17 protein-coding genes are annotated in these 16,654 nt (G+C 50.9%); 7 read left to right on the top strand and 10 right to left on the bottom strand.

Annotated elements, in window-relative coordinates; genetic code table 11:
* Positions 1-63 precede the first annotated feature (63 nt).
* The 3 genes from JOY44_RS29875 to JOY44_RS29865 all read right to left on the bottom strand — a co-directional run bounded on the left by JOY44_RS29875 (position 64) and on the right by JOY44_RS29865 (position 3,436).
* The gene (locus JOY44_RS29875; protein ID WP_171571797.1) at positions 64-1,137 is read right to left on the bottom strand and encodes an IS630 family transposase; all 1,074 of its coding nucleotides are present in this window, start codon (positions 1,135-1,137) and stop codon (positions 64-66) included.
* 39 nt (positions 1,138-1,176) lie between these two features.
* The gene (locus tag JOY44_RS31970) at positions 1,177-1,695 is read right to left on the bottom strand and encodes an N-acetylmuramoyl-L-alanine amidase (protein WP_307822143.1); all 519 of its coding nucleotides are present in this window, start codon (positions 1,693-1,695) and stop codon (positions 1,177-1,179) included.
* 562 nt (positions 1,696-2,257) lie between these two features.
* Positions 2,258-3,436, bottom strand: coding sequence for a site-specific integrase (locus JOY44_RS29865; protein ID WP_171577022.1), 1,179 nt, complete (start codon positions 3,434-3,436; stop codon positions 2,258-2,260).
* A 115-nt stretch (positions 3,437-3,551) separates the two neighbouring features.
* Here JOY44_RS29865 and JOY44_RS29860 point away from each other — a divergent pair, with 115 nt between their 5' ends.
* Positions 3,552-5,381, top strand: coding sequence for a hypothetical protein (locus JOY44_RS29860; RefSeq protein WP_171577021.1), 1,830 nt, complete (start codon positions 3,552-3,554; stop codon positions 5,379-5,381).
* Positions 5,382-6,420: 1,039 nt separating this feature from the next.
* Here JOY44_RS29860 and JOY44_RS29855 read toward each other — a convergent pair.
* Complete coding sequence (locus JOY44_RS29855) at positions 6,421-6,963, bottom strand: helix-turn-helix domain-containing protein (protein ID WP_171577020.1); 543 nt, start codon at positions 6,961-6,963, stop codon at positions 6,421-6,423.
* Between the two features lie 432 nt (positions 6,964-7,395).
* Between JOY44_RS29855 and JOY44_RS29850 the strand changes: the two genes are divergently transcribed.
* Positions 7,396-7,968, top strand: a complete 573-nt coding sequence (locus tag JOY44_RS29850; protein WP_171577019.1) for a thermonuclease family protein — start codon at positions 7,396-7,398, stop codon at positions 7,966-7,968.
* 223 nt (positions 7,969-8,191) lie between these two features.
* On the opposite strand, the gene JOY44_RS29845 is transcribed toward JOY44_RS29850, so the two are convergent.
* The 6 genes from JOY44_RS29845 to JOY44_RS29820 are packed head-to-tail and all read right to left on the bottom strand — an operon-like array spanning position 8,192 to position 12,762.
* On the bottom strand, positions 8,192-9,907 hold the full coding sequence (locus JOY44_RS29845; RefSeq protein ID WP_171577018.1) for a hypothetical protein: 1,716 nt from the start codon (positions 9,905-9,907) through the stop codon (positions 8,192-8,194).
* Entirely contained in the window at positions 9,900-10,940 is a 1,041-nt protein-coding gene (locus JOY44_RS29840; RefSeq protein WP_171577017.1) for a hypothetical protein, read from the bottom strand. Before JOY44_RS29840 ends, JOY44_RS29845 begins: the two co-directional genes overlap by 8 nt.
* A 31-nt stretch (positions 10,941-10,971) precedes the next feature.
* Positions 10,972-11,505, bottom strand: a complete 534-nt coding sequence (locus tag JOY44_RS29835; RefSeq protein WP_171577016.1) for a hypothetical protein — start codon at positions 11,503-11,505, stop codon at positions 10,972-10,974.
* Positions 11,502-12,005, bottom strand: coding sequence for a CHAP domain-containing protein (locus tag JOY44_RS29830; RefSeq protein ID WP_171577015.1), 504 nt, complete (start codon positions 12,003-12,005; stop codon positions 11,502-11,504). The genes JOY44_RS29835 and JOY44_RS29830 overlap by 4 nt, the downstream gene beginning before the upstream one ends.
* Positions 11,995-12,165, bottom strand: a complete 171-nt coding sequence (locus JOY44_RS29825; protein ID WP_171577014.1) for a hypothetical protein — start codon at positions 12,163-12,165, stop codon at positions 11,995-11,997. The genes JOY44_RS29830 and JOY44_RS29825 overlap by 11 nt, the downstream gene beginning before the upstream one ends.
* A gap of 57 nt (positions 12,166-12,222) precedes the next feature.
* Complete coding sequence (locus JOY44_RS29820; protein ID WP_171577013.1) at positions 12,223-12,762, bottom strand: hypothetical protein; 540 nt, start codon at positions 12,760-12,762, stop codon at positions 12,223-12,225.
* Positions 12,763-12,967: 205 nt separating this feature from the next.
* On the opposite strand from JOY44_RS29820, the gene JOY44_RS29815 reads away from it, so the two are divergent.
* The 5 genes from JOY44_RS29815 to JOY44_RS29795 all read left to right on the top strand — a co-directional run.
* Complete coding sequence (locus JOY44_RS29815) at positions 12,968-13,174, top strand: ribbon-helix-helix domain-containing protein (protein WP_242541952.1); 207 nt, start codon at positions 12,968-12,970, stop codon at positions 13,172-13,174.
* A 12-nt stretch (positions 13,175-13,186) separates the two neighbouring features.
* Positions 13,187-13,513, top strand: coding sequence for a hypothetical protein (locus JOY44_RS29810; protein ID WP_171577012.1), 327 nt, complete (start codon positions 13,187-13,189; stop codon positions 13,511-13,513).
* Between the two features lie 44 nt (positions 13,514-13,557).
* Positions 13,558-13,728 (top strand): hypothetical protein, encoded by a 171-nt coding sequence (locus tag JOY44_RS29805; protein ID WP_171577011.1) that lies wholly within the window; start codon positions 13,558-13,560, stop codon positions 13,726-13,728.
* A 455-nt stretch (positions 13,729-14,183) separates the two neighbouring features.
* Positions 14,184-15,857 carry a hypothetical protein gene (locus tag JOY44_RS29800; protein ID WP_171577010.1) on the top strand — a complete coding sequence of 558 codons (1,674 nt, stop codon included), beginning with the start codon at positions 14,184-14,186 and terminating at the stop codon, positions 15,855-15,857.
* A 571-nt stretch (positions 15,858-16,428) separates the two neighbouring features.
* Positions 16,429-16,654: caspase family protein (locus JOY44_RS29795; protein ID WP_171577009.1), on the top strand; the 226-nt coding region annotated here is incomplete at its 3' end.

Here is a 16,654-nt window from a genome sequence, read left to right as displayed (position 1 = left end):
TCATCACTGGCTTTCAAGTATCATGTTATACGGAATTGCGGAAGGCAGTACTTTTTGACCAGATTAAATTGCTTGAATCCAATCAAAGCCCACTTTGCCTTGAACTATCACAGGATGCTGCATCAACCATTGGCACCGCTTGACTAAGACATCCTCTAAAGCATCAAGATTGTCAAACACTTGATTAGCGATTGCTTCGCGCAGCAAAGACCAGACACATTCAGTGGGTTGCAGTTGGAGGGTATAGGGCAATAGCGGGTAGAAGAAAATGCCGGGGGGCACCTGAAGTTTTTGGCTCATATGCCACGCGGCCTGATCAACCAATAGAATGATCAACTGCTGACGATGGGGATTGACCTGAGCCGCAAATAGCTCTAACGCCATCTGCATCATGGAGACATTGGCACGGGGCAATAAAAGGAAGTAGCTCGCTCCAGTGGCAGGATGGACAAAACCATAGGTGTAGACCCATTGATAGCGGCGAGAATGATGCGCTGATGGGCGTTCTCCTATGGGTGCCCAAACCCGCCTGACAATGGGTTGCAAGCCTAATCGAGCTTCGTCTTCCGCCCAAATTACAATCTCCCGATTGGGAAACAACGAGCGCAACCACGCCACATGACCTGCTAATCCTGCTTTGAACTCTGCTTGCTGCTCAAGGGTTGCGCTTTGATGATGCACCGGACGCGGCACCTGCAAGCTCAACCCCAAACGTCGTAGATACTTCCAGGCTGTTGAGGGGTGTAAGCAAATGCCAAAGTAGGTTTCGATATACTCCCCAACTTTCGGTCCACTCCAGAGTCCGCCATCATCCGGGGCACTCTGTAAGCGTTGCCGCAATAGCCGTTGCTGTTCATCACTTAAAGCCAACCGATTGCCCCCAGGGTTCAAGCGTTGCCGATTGACTAGTCCGACCGCACCCTCGGCGTTGTAGCGACGGGCAATTTTCCGCACTCCACTACAACTGAGTCCACAAATCTCAGCGGTTTGTTCGATGCTCATCGGAGTCTTTGGATGACTGAGCAATCGAATCACCAACCAACGGTTTTTCTCGCCAGCATCTTGGCACTGAACATACCGCTGAGTTAGATCTGCGTAGTCTAGATGAGGGCTAATTTGAGTGCGGGGTCGAGGCATGGACAGAGTACCTTTTTCATCTTGCTAAATGATACTCCCCTACTCAATTCCGTATAATTTGAGTGCGGGGTCGAGGCATGGACAGAGTACCTTTTTCATCTTGCTAAATGATACTCCCCTACTCAATTCCGTATTAGGCGCGATCGCTTGGGGATTACCGACTTGCAGATACTGCATAATCCCACGGGCGATCGCTGCCGCTGTTTGACTGCGATAAGCCGGCTCTGCCAGCTTTGGTGCACCATTCTGCCCGGTTAAAAACCCTACTTCCACCAAAATTGAGAGCATTTCCGTATAGCGCAGCACATAGAATCTCGCTTTACGCACCTTGAGATCGCCAATGCCTGTCTCTTGTAACACCCGTTCATGCACGGTACGCGCCAGGTTCTCGCCACTGGAAAAGTAATACGTTTCTAGGCCATTCACTTCAGGGCGGCTCATACTAATCGCGTTGGCATGGATACTGACGAACAGCGTTGCATTCATCCGCTTGGCAATTTGCACTCTCGTTGCCAGCCCTAAATGGGGCATGGCAACGAGAGTGTAAAAATGAGCCATTTGCCTCGGAGGAGTATAAATCACTATCAGCATTGCTAATGAAAGGTTTGACTCATAGGCTTTGCTAATCGCCTTATAGTGCTTGAATAGTTGCGAAACGAGCAATGAGTCAACGAGTTTATTGGCTTTCAGCTACCTGCAACCCGTGAGATTACGTTTGTAATCTGCCTCTTGGCTGTACTACTTAGGCCAAAACAAGTCCAAGCTCTGTGTAATACGTTTTTTTAACTGATTGGGCTCCACTTATCAATGCCGTCATGCCATCGACAACGTCTTGAGCTTTGTTTTTAAGCCGGTCGCTACAGGAACAGCGGATAGAGGGAAATAGCCTTAGCGTGATTTTTTGTACGGCTACTCATCTAACCCCATCATTTGCCAACTGTTTCTCATGCTTTTAGCCATTTCATCCGGGTCAAACTACGCCTTTGGATAGCCGTGGCGAGATAGAACCTAGGGAACCCAGTGATGAAGTAAGTTGAGCAGCGATTCGACCCCCTCTAAGGCACAGGCTTTCTCGGCTCCGGAACCGAGAAAGCCTGTATTTGAAGCAATGCCCTGTGGTTTAAGCCGCTGCTGACTGGTCACTTTCAGGTGGCTTTAACTCCCCTATAAGCGGTGGTTGTGGTCGATTTGGACTTTTAAGTGCCCGCTCAAAGGCCGCCTGCACAACCTCTTGAGAGATCCATGCTCGGTAGATTCTGGAGTGGATCGGCTCGGAATGCCCCATCCACCGAGCGCCCAGAGACGTATCATAACCAAACTCAACACAGCGAACAGCATAGCTATGCCGGAGATTGTAGGCTGGGAAAGGGATATGATAGCGCCGAAAAGCTTGTGAAACTCTCTCCCCCAAAGCCGAATTGGTTTTACCGGTGACATTGGGTAATTGCTTGTGTCGCAAGCCCAATTGCTCAACCCACTCTGGGTAAAGCGGATAAACCTCTCGATAGCCAGTCTTTGTCTCGTCCAGAACCTTAAGGATCAAGCCACCCTGCTCTAGCTCCTGAGTATCCAAATGAAACGCCTCATGTGGCCTTAAGCCATAGGTCGCGAGCATGCCATAAACCCATTGCCAGCCTCGGTTCGGTATTTTGGCCCACCATTCAACAATCACTTGGGCAGACGGCAAGTCTCGCGGAGCGGTTTTGAAGGAGGAATAGGTGCCTCTAAGCTTGTCATTAATAAAGCTGACATCGATGCCAGCAAACAGGCCAAAGCGCTTAAACGCCATGCAGCTTTTGGCACGCTGACAGCTATTGGGTTGAGTTGCTTTAATCACACGTTCCAAGCTTTCTCGGGTCAACGCTTGGGCTTGAGGCAGCCGCTTTAGATAGTCAAGATAAACCGTTTTGAAAGACTCTTCAGTAGTGGGATTGCGCTCGGTTGCCTCGAAGTAATGCACTTCAAAGGCTTTACACCAAGCAGCAGCCGTTTGCTTGTCCGGTTTCTTGTCCCCTCGCCCGTAGTCCGACCAGCGAAACTCTTTAAGCAGCACTGCGGCTCCAATTTTTTTCGCGATCGCCTCCGCCTGTTTGAGCGCGAGAAGATTTGCCTTTATTCCTAGCTTTAGGTGTTGTTGATGTGGCAAAGATTTGTCAGAATCTGGTGGAGGGGGCAAGGTCGCCCTGGCATATAAAGAACTGCCCTTGCGTGTAAGCGAGACCGGTAGTTGTGCCCCTTTAAGCCTCAAGTTAACGAACTTGAGCCTTTGATCAAAGTCAGAAAAGTCGTGTTTGGTCATAGTCAGAAAAGTAGAGAAACAACATTTACTGATAACTAAGCTAGCTACCGTCATATAACTCTACCCTAAGGGTCTCTTTAGGGAAAGTTTTTTATCGCTACATTTTGTAAACCGCATGCCACAGCCTCAACCGCCCCGTTCTTTGCTCGATGCTTTGCTTGCTTACGAATCGCATGTCCAGTCCACCATGCCGCCGAAGCAGGCAACAGCGGCATGGGCGCAGGTGCGGACAGCGCTCTGGCGCTATACGCTGCCTGGGTGGGGTCTGCCCTCACCACAGGGACAGCGTCTGTCTCCGGCAGAGTATGAGCAGGGATTACAGTTGCTGCAACAGTTGCCCTTTAAGCGGTTGCAGGAGGCACCAGGGGTGCAAGAGCGGTTGTTTGAACAACTGGCTGTAGCTGGAAACAGTCGGCGCACTTACCGTTGGGCTTTGCAGCGTTTGATGACCTGGTGCCAACAGCAGGGTTGGCTAGAGACAGCGTTAGTGGCGGAGCCAGCGTCTCGAGTACGACAGCACCGGCGCTCGGCGAATGATGTTCGTCTGACGACCCGTCGGGCAAGACAGCGGTATCGCTTGGTTGAGGCTGAACAGTCAGAGGCACTTCGGCAAGAGTTAGCACTGTTTACCCAGTTTCTGACGGGAGCAGGAGCAGAGGAGCGAGACTCGATGGGAGTGAGCGCCGCCACGGCACAGCAATATTTGCATCAGGTGGAGCGATTTTTGGGCTGGCTTCACAGTGAGGGAGGAGTGCCTTTACAGGAGTTGAGCTTGCGGCAGTTGGTGGTGGGTAGTGCTAGTTCACTGGGGAGAGAACAGCCAGTTTTGCCATCTGAAGCGGAAGCCGAGCGAGTCGTTGCCTTAGTGCAAGCTTACTTAGAGTGGTTAAGAACACCCCAGGAGGAGCACTTAGACGGGCGCAGTGAAGCGGTTCAGAGCCCTTACACTGCCCTCCGAGTGATCAATGCCTTGTTTGCAGTGGTCCGGTTTGTTTATCGTCAAGACAGTGTCGCTGGAGAGCAGGAAGCAGAGCCGGCTCAAGTTACCATTGCGGCTCTGCAAGAGTTACGCAAGGTGGTGTATGCTCAACTCAAGACCCACCAAGCGGTCAGCGATGAGTCGAAGAAGCGACTGGAGTGGCCTGAATTCTTGAACCTGGTGGAGACACTCAGAGGGGAGTGTGTATCTCAATTGCACCAGAGTACGCAATCAAAGCAAGGTGGGGTAACACTAGCGCCACCACGCTCATTGACGGCGATCGCTCAAAGTTATCAACGGTTTTTGTTGTTCGCTTTCCTGGCTTATATGCCACCACGGCGCTCAAACGAACTGCGGAAACTGACATTTTCACAACTGCCGCGGCCTCACCGTCCAGTGCGTAAAGCTCAAGCACTGGATGGTGAGGCGAGTGTCCTTTACCCGGACCAACAGGGCTGGTGGATCAAGCGGGTGGATCAAAAGCTCAAAGGTCCGCGATCACCTGACTTAGTCTTGGTGCCCAACTTGAGCTATACCGATGGGCGTTGTTTCTATCAGTACCTGGAGGAGTGGCTCCTGCATTATGTCTATCAAGATGGGCGAGGCAAAACTGTAGCCGTGCCAGGGCTGCGTAGTTGTTTCAATCCACACCATCAGCGGCTGTTCACTTTGAAAAAGGGGGAACCCTATCCAGATGCTGTGTCCTTTAGCAAGTTACTGCGTTTTCCTGCTTATCGCTTCACTGGGAAAGCGCTTGATTTTCATACCGTGCGGGGGATCTATGCCGCCTATTCAAAGCACAAGGAGGATTCAAGTCTCGCATCAGCCAACTCTGTCCAGGACTCCGAAGACGAAGTGCTCAGCAAGGCGTTTGCTGCACTCGATATAGAGAAGGAGCAGTACGACCCTGCGGACTGGTCCAAGGCGGCAGTGATCGCGCAAGCCTTTCTAAATCAGCTAGTTTAAGACTGAAGGAGTGACCGCCTCAATCTAGGCTTAGCTCAATCGAATTTTCCCTTTTTTTTCCCTCTTTTCACGGGTATCTTTGATGCTATTTGCACCGATTTGACCAATATTTCAAAGACAGGATTAACCTTGTAAAGCCCATTCGATGAGGCTTTGAGCACATTTAAGCCGCTTTAAGGCTCAGGCAACGAGTGCATGAAGCGCCTTGCCATTCAAGGCGCTTCATTTACCTTTCACCCTAGACAAACCCCTGCGAGACAGGGGTTTCGGTTGCTTGTTTTTTGCTTGTTTTTTGGTTTCCCTAAAGTTTCCCTAACGGCTCGGTGGCTGAGACCACTCTCCTAAGCCTTGAGTCAGACCGACTATGAGTTGAGCCCTCACAAGGTCACCCAGTGTTGCCTTAAACGCACTACACGTAAAAAAAAGCAGTCACTTCAAAGTTGAGCGTTGCTCACTAACTTTTTAGTCGCAAAACTCTCAACGAAAATAGAACCGCTGTCAAAAACTCTGCATCAGAACACAGCTTTGAAACGGACTAAAGTCTATGAACGAATCATATCCTCACCTTTTCTCAAGACGGAAAGGGCTAGATAAACGCCTCAAAGCTTACATCCGCTTCCGTAAAGGAAGCTTTGTCAAGCCCGAGACTATTCGTGGTACTTGGCAGTCCGGAGCGGTTGCTGATAGCGAACATTTACTGCTGGTGTCCGCAACTCTTTGCTACCATGCCTCGATATGCTTACCGAGACGTTTAAGAGCAGGTAGATCTAAGTATAGGCGCAGGCCAGTCTACTCCGGTTTGTCCAAATTATACGGCAAGCAAGCAAACTTTTGCGCTGGGGCATGTTAATTTTCCTGCCCTTTTCTTCAATCCCTTGCCGATCAGTCAGGCAACGATCTAACAGGGGAGCAAAGATTGTCCAGTTTCAACAGCAGAGGGTGCGCGTTCCTGCGTGTCGCCCGGTTGAGCCCTCTGTAATCCCTGCACTTACGGACCTAAACGTCTGTAGTAAGAGGGCTACTTGGAAGCGGTCAGGCACTATGGGCAGGGAAGATCGCGTTTCTCAGGTGGTACCGCTAAAGCCTGACCACAACGCACCACATGCCACTGCCAACGAGACAGCCCTGAGTTGGGAAAGGAGGTGTCTCGACAGTGGTGCCCGACTTTGAACAGTCCTTTACGCCGGAGCCGACGCAACTGTTCGGCGGAAAGACCCAGGACTTGAGCAGCTTGAGCGGTTGGCAACCAGGCAGAAGGAGGCTGTAGATAGGACTCGATGGAGGTTGCGGCTTCGATCCGAGTCAGGTCATGAACGGGGAGGCTGACTAAGGTTGTAGGGGCAGAGGGGTTGGAAGCGACTGGATCTAAATCGGGTTGAATATGGTATTCCCAACCGTGGGAACGGATGAAAGTCATGCCGATGATGCAGCCCGTTTGGCGCTGCCAGACCCGTTGGTCATTTTCACCCGCCCATTGCACTCGCTCACCAAAGTGAAACTGAGGTTCGGTGAAATCTGGTTGGGGCACTACCACTAACCAGACTGGGTCAAGCGGATGCGGAGACGTTTTAGAACGAGACATAGTGATTATCCTTTTGTAAAAGTTGCTTGCGAGAGTCCTCCAGTCGTCATCTCTCAGGTGCAGCGAAGAGAGACAGGCGAACTGAACAACATGAATGGTTCAGATCTGAGCGATGAAGACTGAATTAGTGCTGGAGAAGTAGTTTGATGGCAGGGTTGATCCTCAGAACAATCAGTTGATCAAGGGACGCTGATTCAACCCGTTTTCTGCGTCAAATTCGTTTCAGTTTGTCGGTGCAACACTGTGTCCTGGCTGGGGGTGGCGATCGGGGTGGCAATTCAGCCAGACCTACAGCCACTTCATGGGCAATCTGTTCGTTGAAACACCCGACTGAAGCGGCTGAAGGTGAAAACTATAAACTTCCTATCCAAAGTGGTCTTATGAAACTCACACGCTTTCGGGAATCCTAGGAGGGGTGAGTGCGCTACTGCGATGAAACGAATGAAACAGGCGATTAATTGGATTCCAGTGGGGGTGTTGGTGGTGTTGATAGCAGTTCTGTCGTTTCAAAAATGGCAGACCTTTCAAGCGTCAACGGTGGACTACAACCATCCCAATCAACGACCTCAAGGATTGGCTCCCAGCCCAGGACGCTCGGAAAGGTGGGAAGTGGTGAATGTAATAGATGGAGACACGCTTACCGTTAAAGCTGAGGGGAAAGATGATCGCATTCGACTCTGCGGTATTGATGCACCGCCACTGGGTCAGCCGGTGGGGAACGATGCGCGTGAAAAGTTAAGATCGCTCGTCAGTGCGGTTGGGAATCAGGTGATTGTGGTGCCATCAGAGCGAGATCGAAGTGGGCTGTTGCTGGCAGAAGTTTTTGTGTCGGCAGGCAAAGGGACGGAAGAGGAGAAGCTGCTGAATTACGAGCTGGTTCGAGTAGGGATGGCGCGTCACTACCAACAATACAGCGATCGCTGCCCCAATGGAAGTGAGTTTTTGGCTGAGGCTGAGCAGGAAGCGAAGGGTAAGCGATTGGGAGTATGGGCTGGAGAGAAGTAGAAGCCGTTAGATTTTTGGCGATCGCTGAGCCCATGAACGATACTCCTAACAGAAACTCCCTAGCTTTGAAGCTAAGATAGTTTGCTGTTTGATGGGTGTGGCAAGGGGTGACGGGTGGGTGTGATGGGGTGTGACATCACCCTGTGATGCATTTCTGTCACCGGTGTGACATCACACCCCCTGTGATAGCTCCACACCCTTATATCACGCGCATCACACCCCATCACCCTGTGATGGCATCACACCCCATCACACCCCCAAAAGCACTGTATTTTAAGAAGTCGCCATCACCCTGTGATACTCCAAAACCCTGATTGGCTAAGCCAATAAAGTGATTGCGAATATCCTCGGTAGAAACTGATTTGAATTCCTTTACGTTTCGCTTCACATCAATTGCTTTGATAAAGCCATTTTGCTTGATTGAATAGTCAACAATCGGGCGTAATTCTAGCAACACATCTTCTAAATCGAAGTCGATTTTAAGGGGTTCAGAGGTGGGGTGTACTTCCTGAATTTGGGTAAGCTCATGAGCGGCCTGTTGCTCCACAGGACATCGCTGAGTATTTGGAGTCTCCAATTTGTAAGCATCCCTGATCTGCTGGATCTTCACTTCGGTGAGATTGGGGGAAGCCAATAAATCAGCTATATCCGAGGCTTGTGAAGTGCCCACTTCTGACACTTCCACACCGGGGCGCAAGTCAATTACATTGGGCACCGCTTCCCAGGTGGGATATTGGGGAATGTTACCGGGTGCGACTAAAGCAGAATAAACAGCGTTGCTGGTGAGCCAAACTCTACCCGGCGGTAAGGTTGTCTCATCAAAGGGAATTGCGAGGGTATCACAGATATTTTTGCATCCAGTCCGGTCGGGTCCGATCGCGGCGATCGCGGTAAACATCGCTCTGTTTGATCTGCCACTAAATCCTAAGTCTTCGAGCGTGACCGACTGACCCGACAGCCATACCGCCATGTTGCAGCCTCGCAGCAGGGAAGCTAGAGCTGTAATCTTTGATTTGAATGCCTGTTTCTGCTTGGGGGTGAATAGCCCGATCAGGGCGGTGATCTCTTCAAGCAAGAGAACAAATGGCTCGTAGGTTCCCGGCTGGTTATTGCGGCGGCTTCCTTCGTAGCTAAATAGCTCCAGCGTTGCCATCAAATCTGAAAATATCTGATCATCCTGTTGCAGGCGATCTTTGAGGTAATGCTTTTCCGCCCTGGCCCAATATCCCGCTTCCTCTAGCTTGTTTTTTGGATTGAAGATCCAATACCGTAAGCCGCGTTCTTTCACACCCAAACTCAGGGCGATCGCGGCCAGCAGTCCTTTGCCACTGCCAGGAAGACCCGCAAGGATGACAGGTTGGAGTGGCGCAGAGGTCAGCGATCGCAAAAACTCCATTGCATTGGGCGGCTGAACGGGCGGTGTTTCACCGAAGGCGGTCGCTAACTCATCTAAAGTTTCAGGTGGATTGGCAGTGGTGCCATTAATGGGTACTAACTCAGGCTCAAACCAGCGATGCCCTTTCGCCTCGGTTTCAGTCTGCTCTAGTAACCCATCTAGCTTTTCGCCATAGTGATCCTCTAGCAGGTTCCAGCCATCGCGGTTGAGCGGAATCCCTTTTTGAGCCGCATGAAGCAGTTGCTCAGCAGCGGCATTCTTGCCAACCGATTCGGTGTACTCCTTCAACTCATTGCCTCTGGCAGCAACCGCAGAGCCATTGTGCTTGATGGCAAACTCCGCCCGGGCGATCGCGTTGTTCTGTTTCTTTTGCGAGAGTGCCACTCCGCCCAAGGTCAGGGCACCTGCTACAAAATAGTTGGTGAATGCTAAAGCGACGGCACCTAAACCCAAGCTGCCAATCATTAGATAGGGCACGTTATCGCATTCATCCATCGCCTGCCTGACAGCGGTTTCATTCCAATCTTCTGCGGTGTTATGCATGGGTGGCTTCCTCCTTTTTGGGGAAGATTTCAGGGTAGATGGATAAGGCAATTCGCACGATGCGATCGACCAGGAACAGCACTGAGAACATCAGGGCAACGTTGATCCAATCGATTTTGCCGACCTGGAAGGTGATCAAATACCACAGGAAGGTGAACAGGTTGCCATCAGTCACGGGCGGATGAGTGATAAAACAAATCCCCAATTCCAGGACATAGACGATGTTTCGAGTGCTGCAAAGGGTTTGATAGGTGCGGATCGGGTGATTGTTATAGGAGCGTTTCAGGCTAGTTACTGCCCGTCCATCATTTTTGCTTTGGCGGTATCTTGCCCAGGCTGACCACTGTTCAATAATTTTCCGCATCCGCTTAGGATTGCGCTTGTACAGATAGGGTGCCAGTTCTAAGCCTTGAAAAATGGCATAGAGCAGGATTCCCAGCACGATCGCAAAGAACCGGGCGATCGCCTGGAACAACGCACCGATACCGGGCAAGGCAAACAGGAATTCAGCCAGATTGGTGAAGTCGATGCGGTTGGCTAGCAAAACGATGAAGTCTTGAAACGGCTGCACGTTCCAGGCGATCGCCATTAATAGCAATAACCCCAGCAATAGAGAAACGAGTAGCAAGAGAGGACTCCAGCCTTCTTTCTGTTCTTCTTTTTGCTCCGGATTGCTCCCATCAGCCTGTTGATTCTTGCCAAGGCGAATGCGGAATTTACGTTTAGATTTGTTTGCGGTTTGGGTCATATTTTCAGAAATTTCGGTTTGCGCTTTTTCGGGTTGATAGGGATAGCTCGTTTTTGCAGAGTCGGTCAGATACCACTTGAAAAGGGTGTCGCCTTCCGATATCGCCTGGATATCCGACAGGCTGAGGTAAGAGGGCTTTTGATCTTGAAAAGGTGCTTGCAGCCATCCGTACTCTCCTTCGGCTTTGTAAGCCCAAAAAGTACCCCGCTCTGGGTGGGATGCTGATACCAAATATTGTTTAGTAGGGTCAATCTGCTGGGGAGGCTGGGCGGCGGTTTGGGTCATGAGGGTTTCTCCACATAGTTAGGCTGAATCATTAGTGTTGAAGTCGGGCATTCGCCCCACCAACGCGCCCATCGCCTGCTTGCGGGTTGATGCCGTGCAGGTCCATCGCTTTTCGCACGAGCTGGAAGTCTTGAGTAATGGCAATGTCGGTCATGGCAATACCGCTGCCGCCTATATCTGCCATCACGGCGGTGCCGCCCTGGTTGTCACAGACCACGGAACCCGGTGCGAGGCTTAAGCCTGTGGCAGGATTAACCACTTTTCCACCGGGGTAAACGTTGCCAAACTTGGTGGCATTGCTGGCAGATACCAGGAAAGTGCTACAGCCTTTCATCAGGCGCATATCAGCGGTTTTAGCTTCAGCAGCGACTTTCTCAGCGTCTAGTTTCTTGAGTTCCTGTTCGGTAGAGATGGCGGCGGCTCGGTCTCGCACCTGGCTGAGTCGTTCTAAGTTGCGTTGAGTGTCAGGGATGGAGGCGATCGCACATCCGACTAGAGCCACACCCAAAATAACTTTGATGATGGTGGCCTGATGGCGGCGACGGTAACGAAATGGTAGTTTCATAGGGTGAATCCTTGTGAGGGTTTGCTTTTTTGTAGGGGGCGATCGCGTTGCCGTCCAAAGTTCCGCGATCGCTCTCTCTTAGTTTTTTGCCCAGTAGGTAACTTCTTCGTTGAGATAGCGTTCATCGCGCTCAATAGCGACGTGGAGCATCCAGCATCAAATTGGTTGCCGCCTGAGTTGGCAGAGTTGATGATGGGCACTCCATCAAAATCAACCGATTGAATGATGGCAACATGCCCGGTATTGCCTGTCCGCCCTGGTGTGCCCGGTGGAATTCGAGCGACTGCCCCAGCTTCCGGCTGGGAAACTGGCTGGTAGCCAGCGGCGATCATGTGATCTGCGAATTCCCCGGTGTACTTGCTCAGATCGGGCACTTGGGGATTTTTGCGATGTACATATTCAGCACAGTTGCAGAATTTAGGCGATGGTTCTGGTTGGATGGGATGGGCGATCGCAATGCACCCAGCAATCATTAAAGCGACTGCGAAATCAAGATCCATAGGTTTCTTCCAGTAACTCAGCAAAGATTTGTTTGGCTCGTTCGTAGTTAGGGTCTGCGTCGGTTTCGATAATCAAAGTGGTCACGCGATCAAAAAGTGGCAATTGCCCACGGCAAGGCAGCGGCACGGGTTTGGGTGGTCTGATCTGGGGTCGCTTCATTTGGATTCCTTTGAGTAGCAAGGATGAAGAGCAGCAATGCTAAGCAGAGAAAAGCGGTTACTTCCCCAAGGCTTGCAACAATTCCAGTGCTTCTTTGAGGGAGTCGGTCTGGTCAGACTGCTCAGAGTCAATTCGATAGGCTTTCTCCTGATAGCGCTGCTGTTGCAGCTTCAATGCCATCGCTTTGGCTGCGATCGCGTCTTTGGCTTGCTTAGTCTGGTTCAACTTTGCCTTGCGATTATCTAAGTCGGTTTCCATGGCATCAGAGATTTGATCTGCCACTTCAATGAACTGGGAGGCGACTGCTAGGGGGTCTTCAAAGGTGATGGATTTCCCAGTACGCAATGATTCCAGGCTGAATGCAGCAGGGAGCTGTGGAGTAGAGAGCACGATCTGATGGTTGCCCACTTCGACGGTGGTCTGGATGGGCACAGGTTCTGGTTCGGATGGGGCGATGTCGAATTCATGTAATAGGCGATCGCAATCGTCAGCGGCTAACCCATCTGAGGTTTCGATTCTCAATTCTTGGCAGCGACGATGCACGGTGGATTTTGGTAAGTCATGGTCTTTGCAGAATTTGGTCAGTGATGTATTCATGTGGCTCCTGAACGGCTTGAGGACTGGGTTTAAACGGCTGGAACGCGCACGGAACAAGGCGAACTAAGGGATGTTCGTCTCAGAGCGTTCTATGGCTGTTTCTGGAATGTTCCAACATCCTAACAAGATTTGTTAGAAATACAATAGCTTTTGTTAGAATCCATTCAAAGCGATAGAGTTTTCACCTTTTTCTTATTGGAAGCGTATGATGATGTCAGAACTGAGCAATGATGAAATGTCAAAGGTCACCATCACAGCCTTTATCGAAGAAGACCTTAAAGAAGGCTTGAAAGCACTCGCAGACGTTGAAAGGCGTTCCATGTCGCAGATGGTCGCTGTTCTTATCGAAAGAGCAGTGATTGACGCAGCCAAACAAGGCTTGATTTCTGATTCTGCTAGCAAGGACAAGTAAGGAGCGATCGCGATGGCAAACGAACTTAATCGAGCTATTCAAGCGCTGGCTGACATTACTTCTATGCAGGGTCGTCAAATTAGTGACCTGCGAGAATCAATGCAGCAATCTAATCAGCAGTTAAGCGATCGCATTGACCAGATGGGCGATAGGCTAGGCAGCAAAATTGATGATTTAGCCGTACAGGTTGGAGCGTTAACCAGTGCGGTTCTTGATCAAAAGCGGTCTGTTGATGGCTTGGTTGAAGAGAGCCGAAGTCATAATGAAGCGGCAAAAATTCAAGCTGAAAACGTCGCAAACCTGATTAAAGTTGTTGATCGGCTGGCAATCAGAAACTAATAGAAATGCCCATTAGTAAAGGCAAGTAAGGAGAGCAATCGCTGATGACCACCCAAGTTCTACAAACATCCCAACCGAAGCGAGCAATAGTGATTCACAACGTCAGTTGGGAGCAGCTTGAAGAAATCGATTCTTCTCTGGAAGATGTTTCAGGGCTAAAACTGATTGACCTAGGTGGAATGCTTGCTGATGATGCAATACCCCAATCAGTATGATGCGATGACCGTTTTGCCAAAGAGTTTCTCGAAAAGTGCGGCATTTCCCCAGATCTGCGGTTAGATCAGACAGACTCTCTACAGCAAAGATCACTGGCAACCGTCAAAGCCGCAGATGAGCCAACAAGTTTTCCCGTTTGAAATCCCCAGGAGGTCCGCCCGTGACATAGAAGAAACCCCTTTAAAAAGTCAGAACCCCCACTGCTAGTAACAGAAGGGGCGAAAAGACTTTATTTAATTTGGATAGGATTCGGAGACTCTAACTAACAGCCGTGGAAAAGCAAACGTTAGGTCATCCAGCTTTGCTATGCCAATTTTAGTAGCAATTTGTCAAAAGGTGCAACATCTTTGACGAATTTTACTAATTTTGCATAGCTTCCTATCTGCCGTTCGTTCACAAGGCATAGGGAGTTGATCATGCATCGAAGATTTTGTGACTATTGGGAGGACAGACCATGACTCTGCCTCTCGCCCCCTCATTCAAGGGGTTTGGAGCTAAGCTCCAAACCAGACGTTCCGCTCCAAGTCCTCAGTTTCAGTCGGTAGCGGAAGGGGAAGATACCTTCCTGGCTCTGTTTCCCCATCGTCATGACTACATCTGGGCAGCGCATCCCCAGCCCACGGCGAAGCCAGCGTGGCAGACCGAAAGCCGTCATCCGCTCTCAGATCGCTTGATCCTTCAAGGCGGCTACCTTTACGGGGTGCGCTTTGGACCGAAAACCCATTACTTACTGTTCGATATTGACAGCGGCAGTCTCTACCATCCTCGGCGTGACCCGTTTGCGATCGCTCGTCTGGTGGCGGCCCTGGAACCGCTGGGACTGGTCAGCCACATTGCCGTGACCAGCTCCTACAGTGGCGGTCTGCATCTCTATTTTCCATTTGAACGGGCACAGAAGTCTTATGAACTCGCGGGAGCGGTGCAAGCCCTATTGGAGAACGCGGGCTTTGTGTTCTCTCCCGGTCAGCTGGAACTGTTTCCCAACGATCGCGGATTTGTAGACGGCAAGCCGACGCTGTATGCGGCGCATCGGTTGCCGTTGCAGTTAGGTTCTTACTTGCTCAACTCCGATTGGGAACCGATCTTTAGTACTCCAGCGGAGTTTGTTCTCCAGTGGCGGTTTTGCCTACGGCGCAACCCGGTCACGTCTAGAGCTATCAGGCAGGTGCTCAAGGCGGCAAAACGGCGGCGCTTTAGTTTGTCAGGCAAGGTGGACAAGTTCTTGAATGACCTGAATGCGGAGATTGAACCGGGTTGGAGTGGACTAGGGCAAACCAATCGGATTTTGGGACGGATTGCTTTAAGAACGTACATCTTTGCCAAGGTTCTCTATGGCCATGGCTTGGAGGGCAGGGCGCTGGTGGAAAAGATGGTGGAGATTGCAACGGCGCTACCGGGTTACCGGGAGTTTTGCCAGCATCAGCATGAGATTCGGCAGCGGGTGGAGGAGTGGGCACAGTCGGTTGAAACCACAACCCGCTATTTTCCCTACAAGGGGCGGAGGGCTAAACCGAATCGGTCTTCTCAGCCAGCGGAGACTCCAAGTTGGCATGAGCAGCAGTTAGAGGATGCACGGGGGCGAATTAGCAGGGCGATCGCGCTCATGCTGGAGTCGAATACCCTACCGATGGGAGCGACAGCGAGGTTTAGCGCCTTAACGGCAAGTGGCATTGGTGGGGCGACGCTTTATAGACATAAGGATTTATGGCATCCCGAATACTTGATACCTGTGGATACCCCCCCGCACCCCCCAGGTTTAGACATTGAGCGCGAAGGGGACGCGCCAAAGTGTCTAAGCTTATTAGTGTCAAAGTCCAGTAATGTGCCATCTGGCAAGGAGTTAAGCGGTGTAAGAGACTCGAATACTCAAGCAATAAGTAGTAATACTCAAGAGAAACAGGAGCGGATTGAGTTTGTCAGGCAGACGTTGGCGGAGGTGCAGGCGTATAAACGAGCGGCTCAATTGGAGCTTTGGCAGCAGTATGGACAGGAGCAGGGGCAATTGACTGCTTCTGTGACTCATGTGGACAAGATGTGGCACTGGTTGGAGTCGGGAGATGCCATTCTGGTGGCAGAAGCTGAGGTGTTTTTTGGTTTGATACAGGAGACTTCAAAGGGGTCTGAGTAGAAGGTTAATTCGTCATTCGCTCAGGTTGATTGATGAAGCAATACAATCCCTTAAAAGCGGTAATGATGTGTTCCTTCAGTGGTTTCCATTCCATTGGTTTCCCTAGCGAGTATGCGTCAAGGTAGCAAAAGCACCCCGATTGAAAGGATGTTGGGGTTAAGTTAAACTCAGCGGAGTGGGTGACTGCTCCGCTGAGCTTAACTCCGTTGCTATAACTAAGCCGCATAGCCGGAGGCGATGACAAGTATCGGCTATAGCGCGGGGGGCGTGGTTACATCAATCCCAGGAATTGCCGTTCTGCCGAGCGCTACTGGCCGGTGCCGGGCAATAGATTCGACGCCATCGGTTTTCGTGTTGTCTGCGCCTCCGCGTGACTCAACTGTAGCCCTTTGCGCTCTTAACCCTTTTACCCTTTTCCTTGCTTCTCTACCCTAATCCTACGCGACGCGTAATCGCAGCTTTTTGCTCAGCTCCCTACCCACCCGCCTTCTGCTCCTACCCGACAAGCGCTTGCCTCTGGACTAACCAAGCGCTTACCTTGTAGTGGGAAGAAAAAAGTCAGGCATGGGGCATGGGACAGAACTGGGCGATCGCCATTGGCATAAACAACTACGACAATCTGCAAGCCCTTAGCTATGCCAAGCGGGATGCTGAAGCTATGAGGGATTACTACCGCAACGAGATCGGCTTTGAGCAGGTCTATTACTTTGCCGAGGGTGCGCCTGACATCGAACTGGAGCATGGTCCTCCCTTCAAACCCTTACCGACCTTTGCGAAACTGGATCGCTTTCTCGATA

The organism is Leptolyngbya sp. Cla-17 (assembly GCF_016807185.1).
In the GTDB taxonomy this organism is placed as follows: Bacteria; Cyanobacteriota; Cyanobacteriia; order Leptolyngbyales; family Leptolyngbyaceae; genus ULC077BIN1.
The sequence above is the reverse complement of the archived record's forward strand: the minus strand, read 5'-3'. Positions and strand labels throughout refer to the sequence as shown.

Excerpts from the sequence above, each read along its gene's own strand:
- JOY44_RS29875 (WP_171571797.1), bottom strand. The coding sequence starts at position 1,137 with ATGCCTCGACCCCGCACTCAAATTAGCCCTCATCTAGACTACGCAGAT.
- JOY44_RS31970 (WP_307822143.1), bottom strand. The coding sequence starts at position 1,695 with ATGGCTCATTTTTACACTCTCGTTGCCATGCCCCATTTAGGGCTGGCA.
- JOY44_RS29865 (WP_171577022.1), bottom strand. The coding sequence starts at position 3,436 with ATGACCAAACACGACTTTTCTGACTTTGATCAAAGGCTCAAGTTCGTT.
- JOY44_RS29860 (WP_171577021.1), top strand. The coding sequence starts at position 3,552 with ATGCCACAGCCTCAACCGCCCCGTTCTTTGCTCGATGCTTTGCTTGCT.
- JOY44_RS29855 (WP_171577020.1), bottom strand. The coding sequence starts at position 6,963 with ATGTCTCGTTCTAAAACGTCTCCGCATCCGCTTGACCCAGTCTGGTTA.
- JOY44_RS29850 (WP_171577019.1), top strand. The coding sequence starts at position 7,396 with ATGAAACGAATGAAACAGGCGATTAATTGGATTCCAGTGGGGGTGTTG.
- JOY44_RS29845 (WP_171577018.1), bottom strand. The coding sequence starts at position 9,907 with ATGCATAACACCGCAGAAGATTGGAATGAAACCGCTGTCAGGCAGGCG.
- JOY44_RS29840 (WP_171577017.1), bottom strand. The coding sequence starts at position 10,940 with ATGACCCAAACCGCCGCCCAGCCTCCCCAGCAGATTGACCCTACTAAA.
- JOY44_RS29835 (WP_171577016.1), bottom strand. The coding sequence starts at position 11,505 with ATGAAACTACCATTTCGTTACCGTCGCCGCCATCAGGCCACCATCATC.
- JOY44_RS29830 (WP_171577015.1), bottom strand. The coding sequence starts at position 12,005 with ATGGATCTTGATTTCGCAGTCGCTTTAATGATTGCTGGGTGCATTGCG.
- JOY44_RS29825 (WP_171577014.1), bottom strand. The coding sequence starts at position 12,165 with ATGAAGCGACCCCAGATCAGACCACCCAAACCCGTGCCGCTGCCTTGC.
- JOY44_RS29820 (WP_171577013.1), bottom strand. The coding sequence starts at position 12,762 with ATGAATACATCACTGACCAAATTCTGCAAAGACCATGACTTACCAAAA.
- JOY44_RS29815 (WP_242541952.1), top strand. The coding sequence starts at position 12,968 with ATGATGATGTCAGAACTGAGCAATGATGAAATGTCAAAGGTCACCATC.
- JOY44_RS29810 (WP_171577012.1), top strand. The coding sequence starts at position 13,187 with ATGGCAAACGAACTTAATCGAGCTATTCAAGCGCTGGCTGACATTACT.
- JOY44_RS29805 (WP_171577011.1), top strand. The coding sequence starts at position 13,558 with ATGACCACCCAAGTTCTACAAACATCCCAACCGAAGCGAGCAATAGTG.
- JOY44_RS29800 (WP_171577010.1), top strand. The coding sequence starts at position 14,184 with ATGACTCTGCCTCTCGCCCCCTCATTCAAGGGGTTTGGAGCTAAGCTC.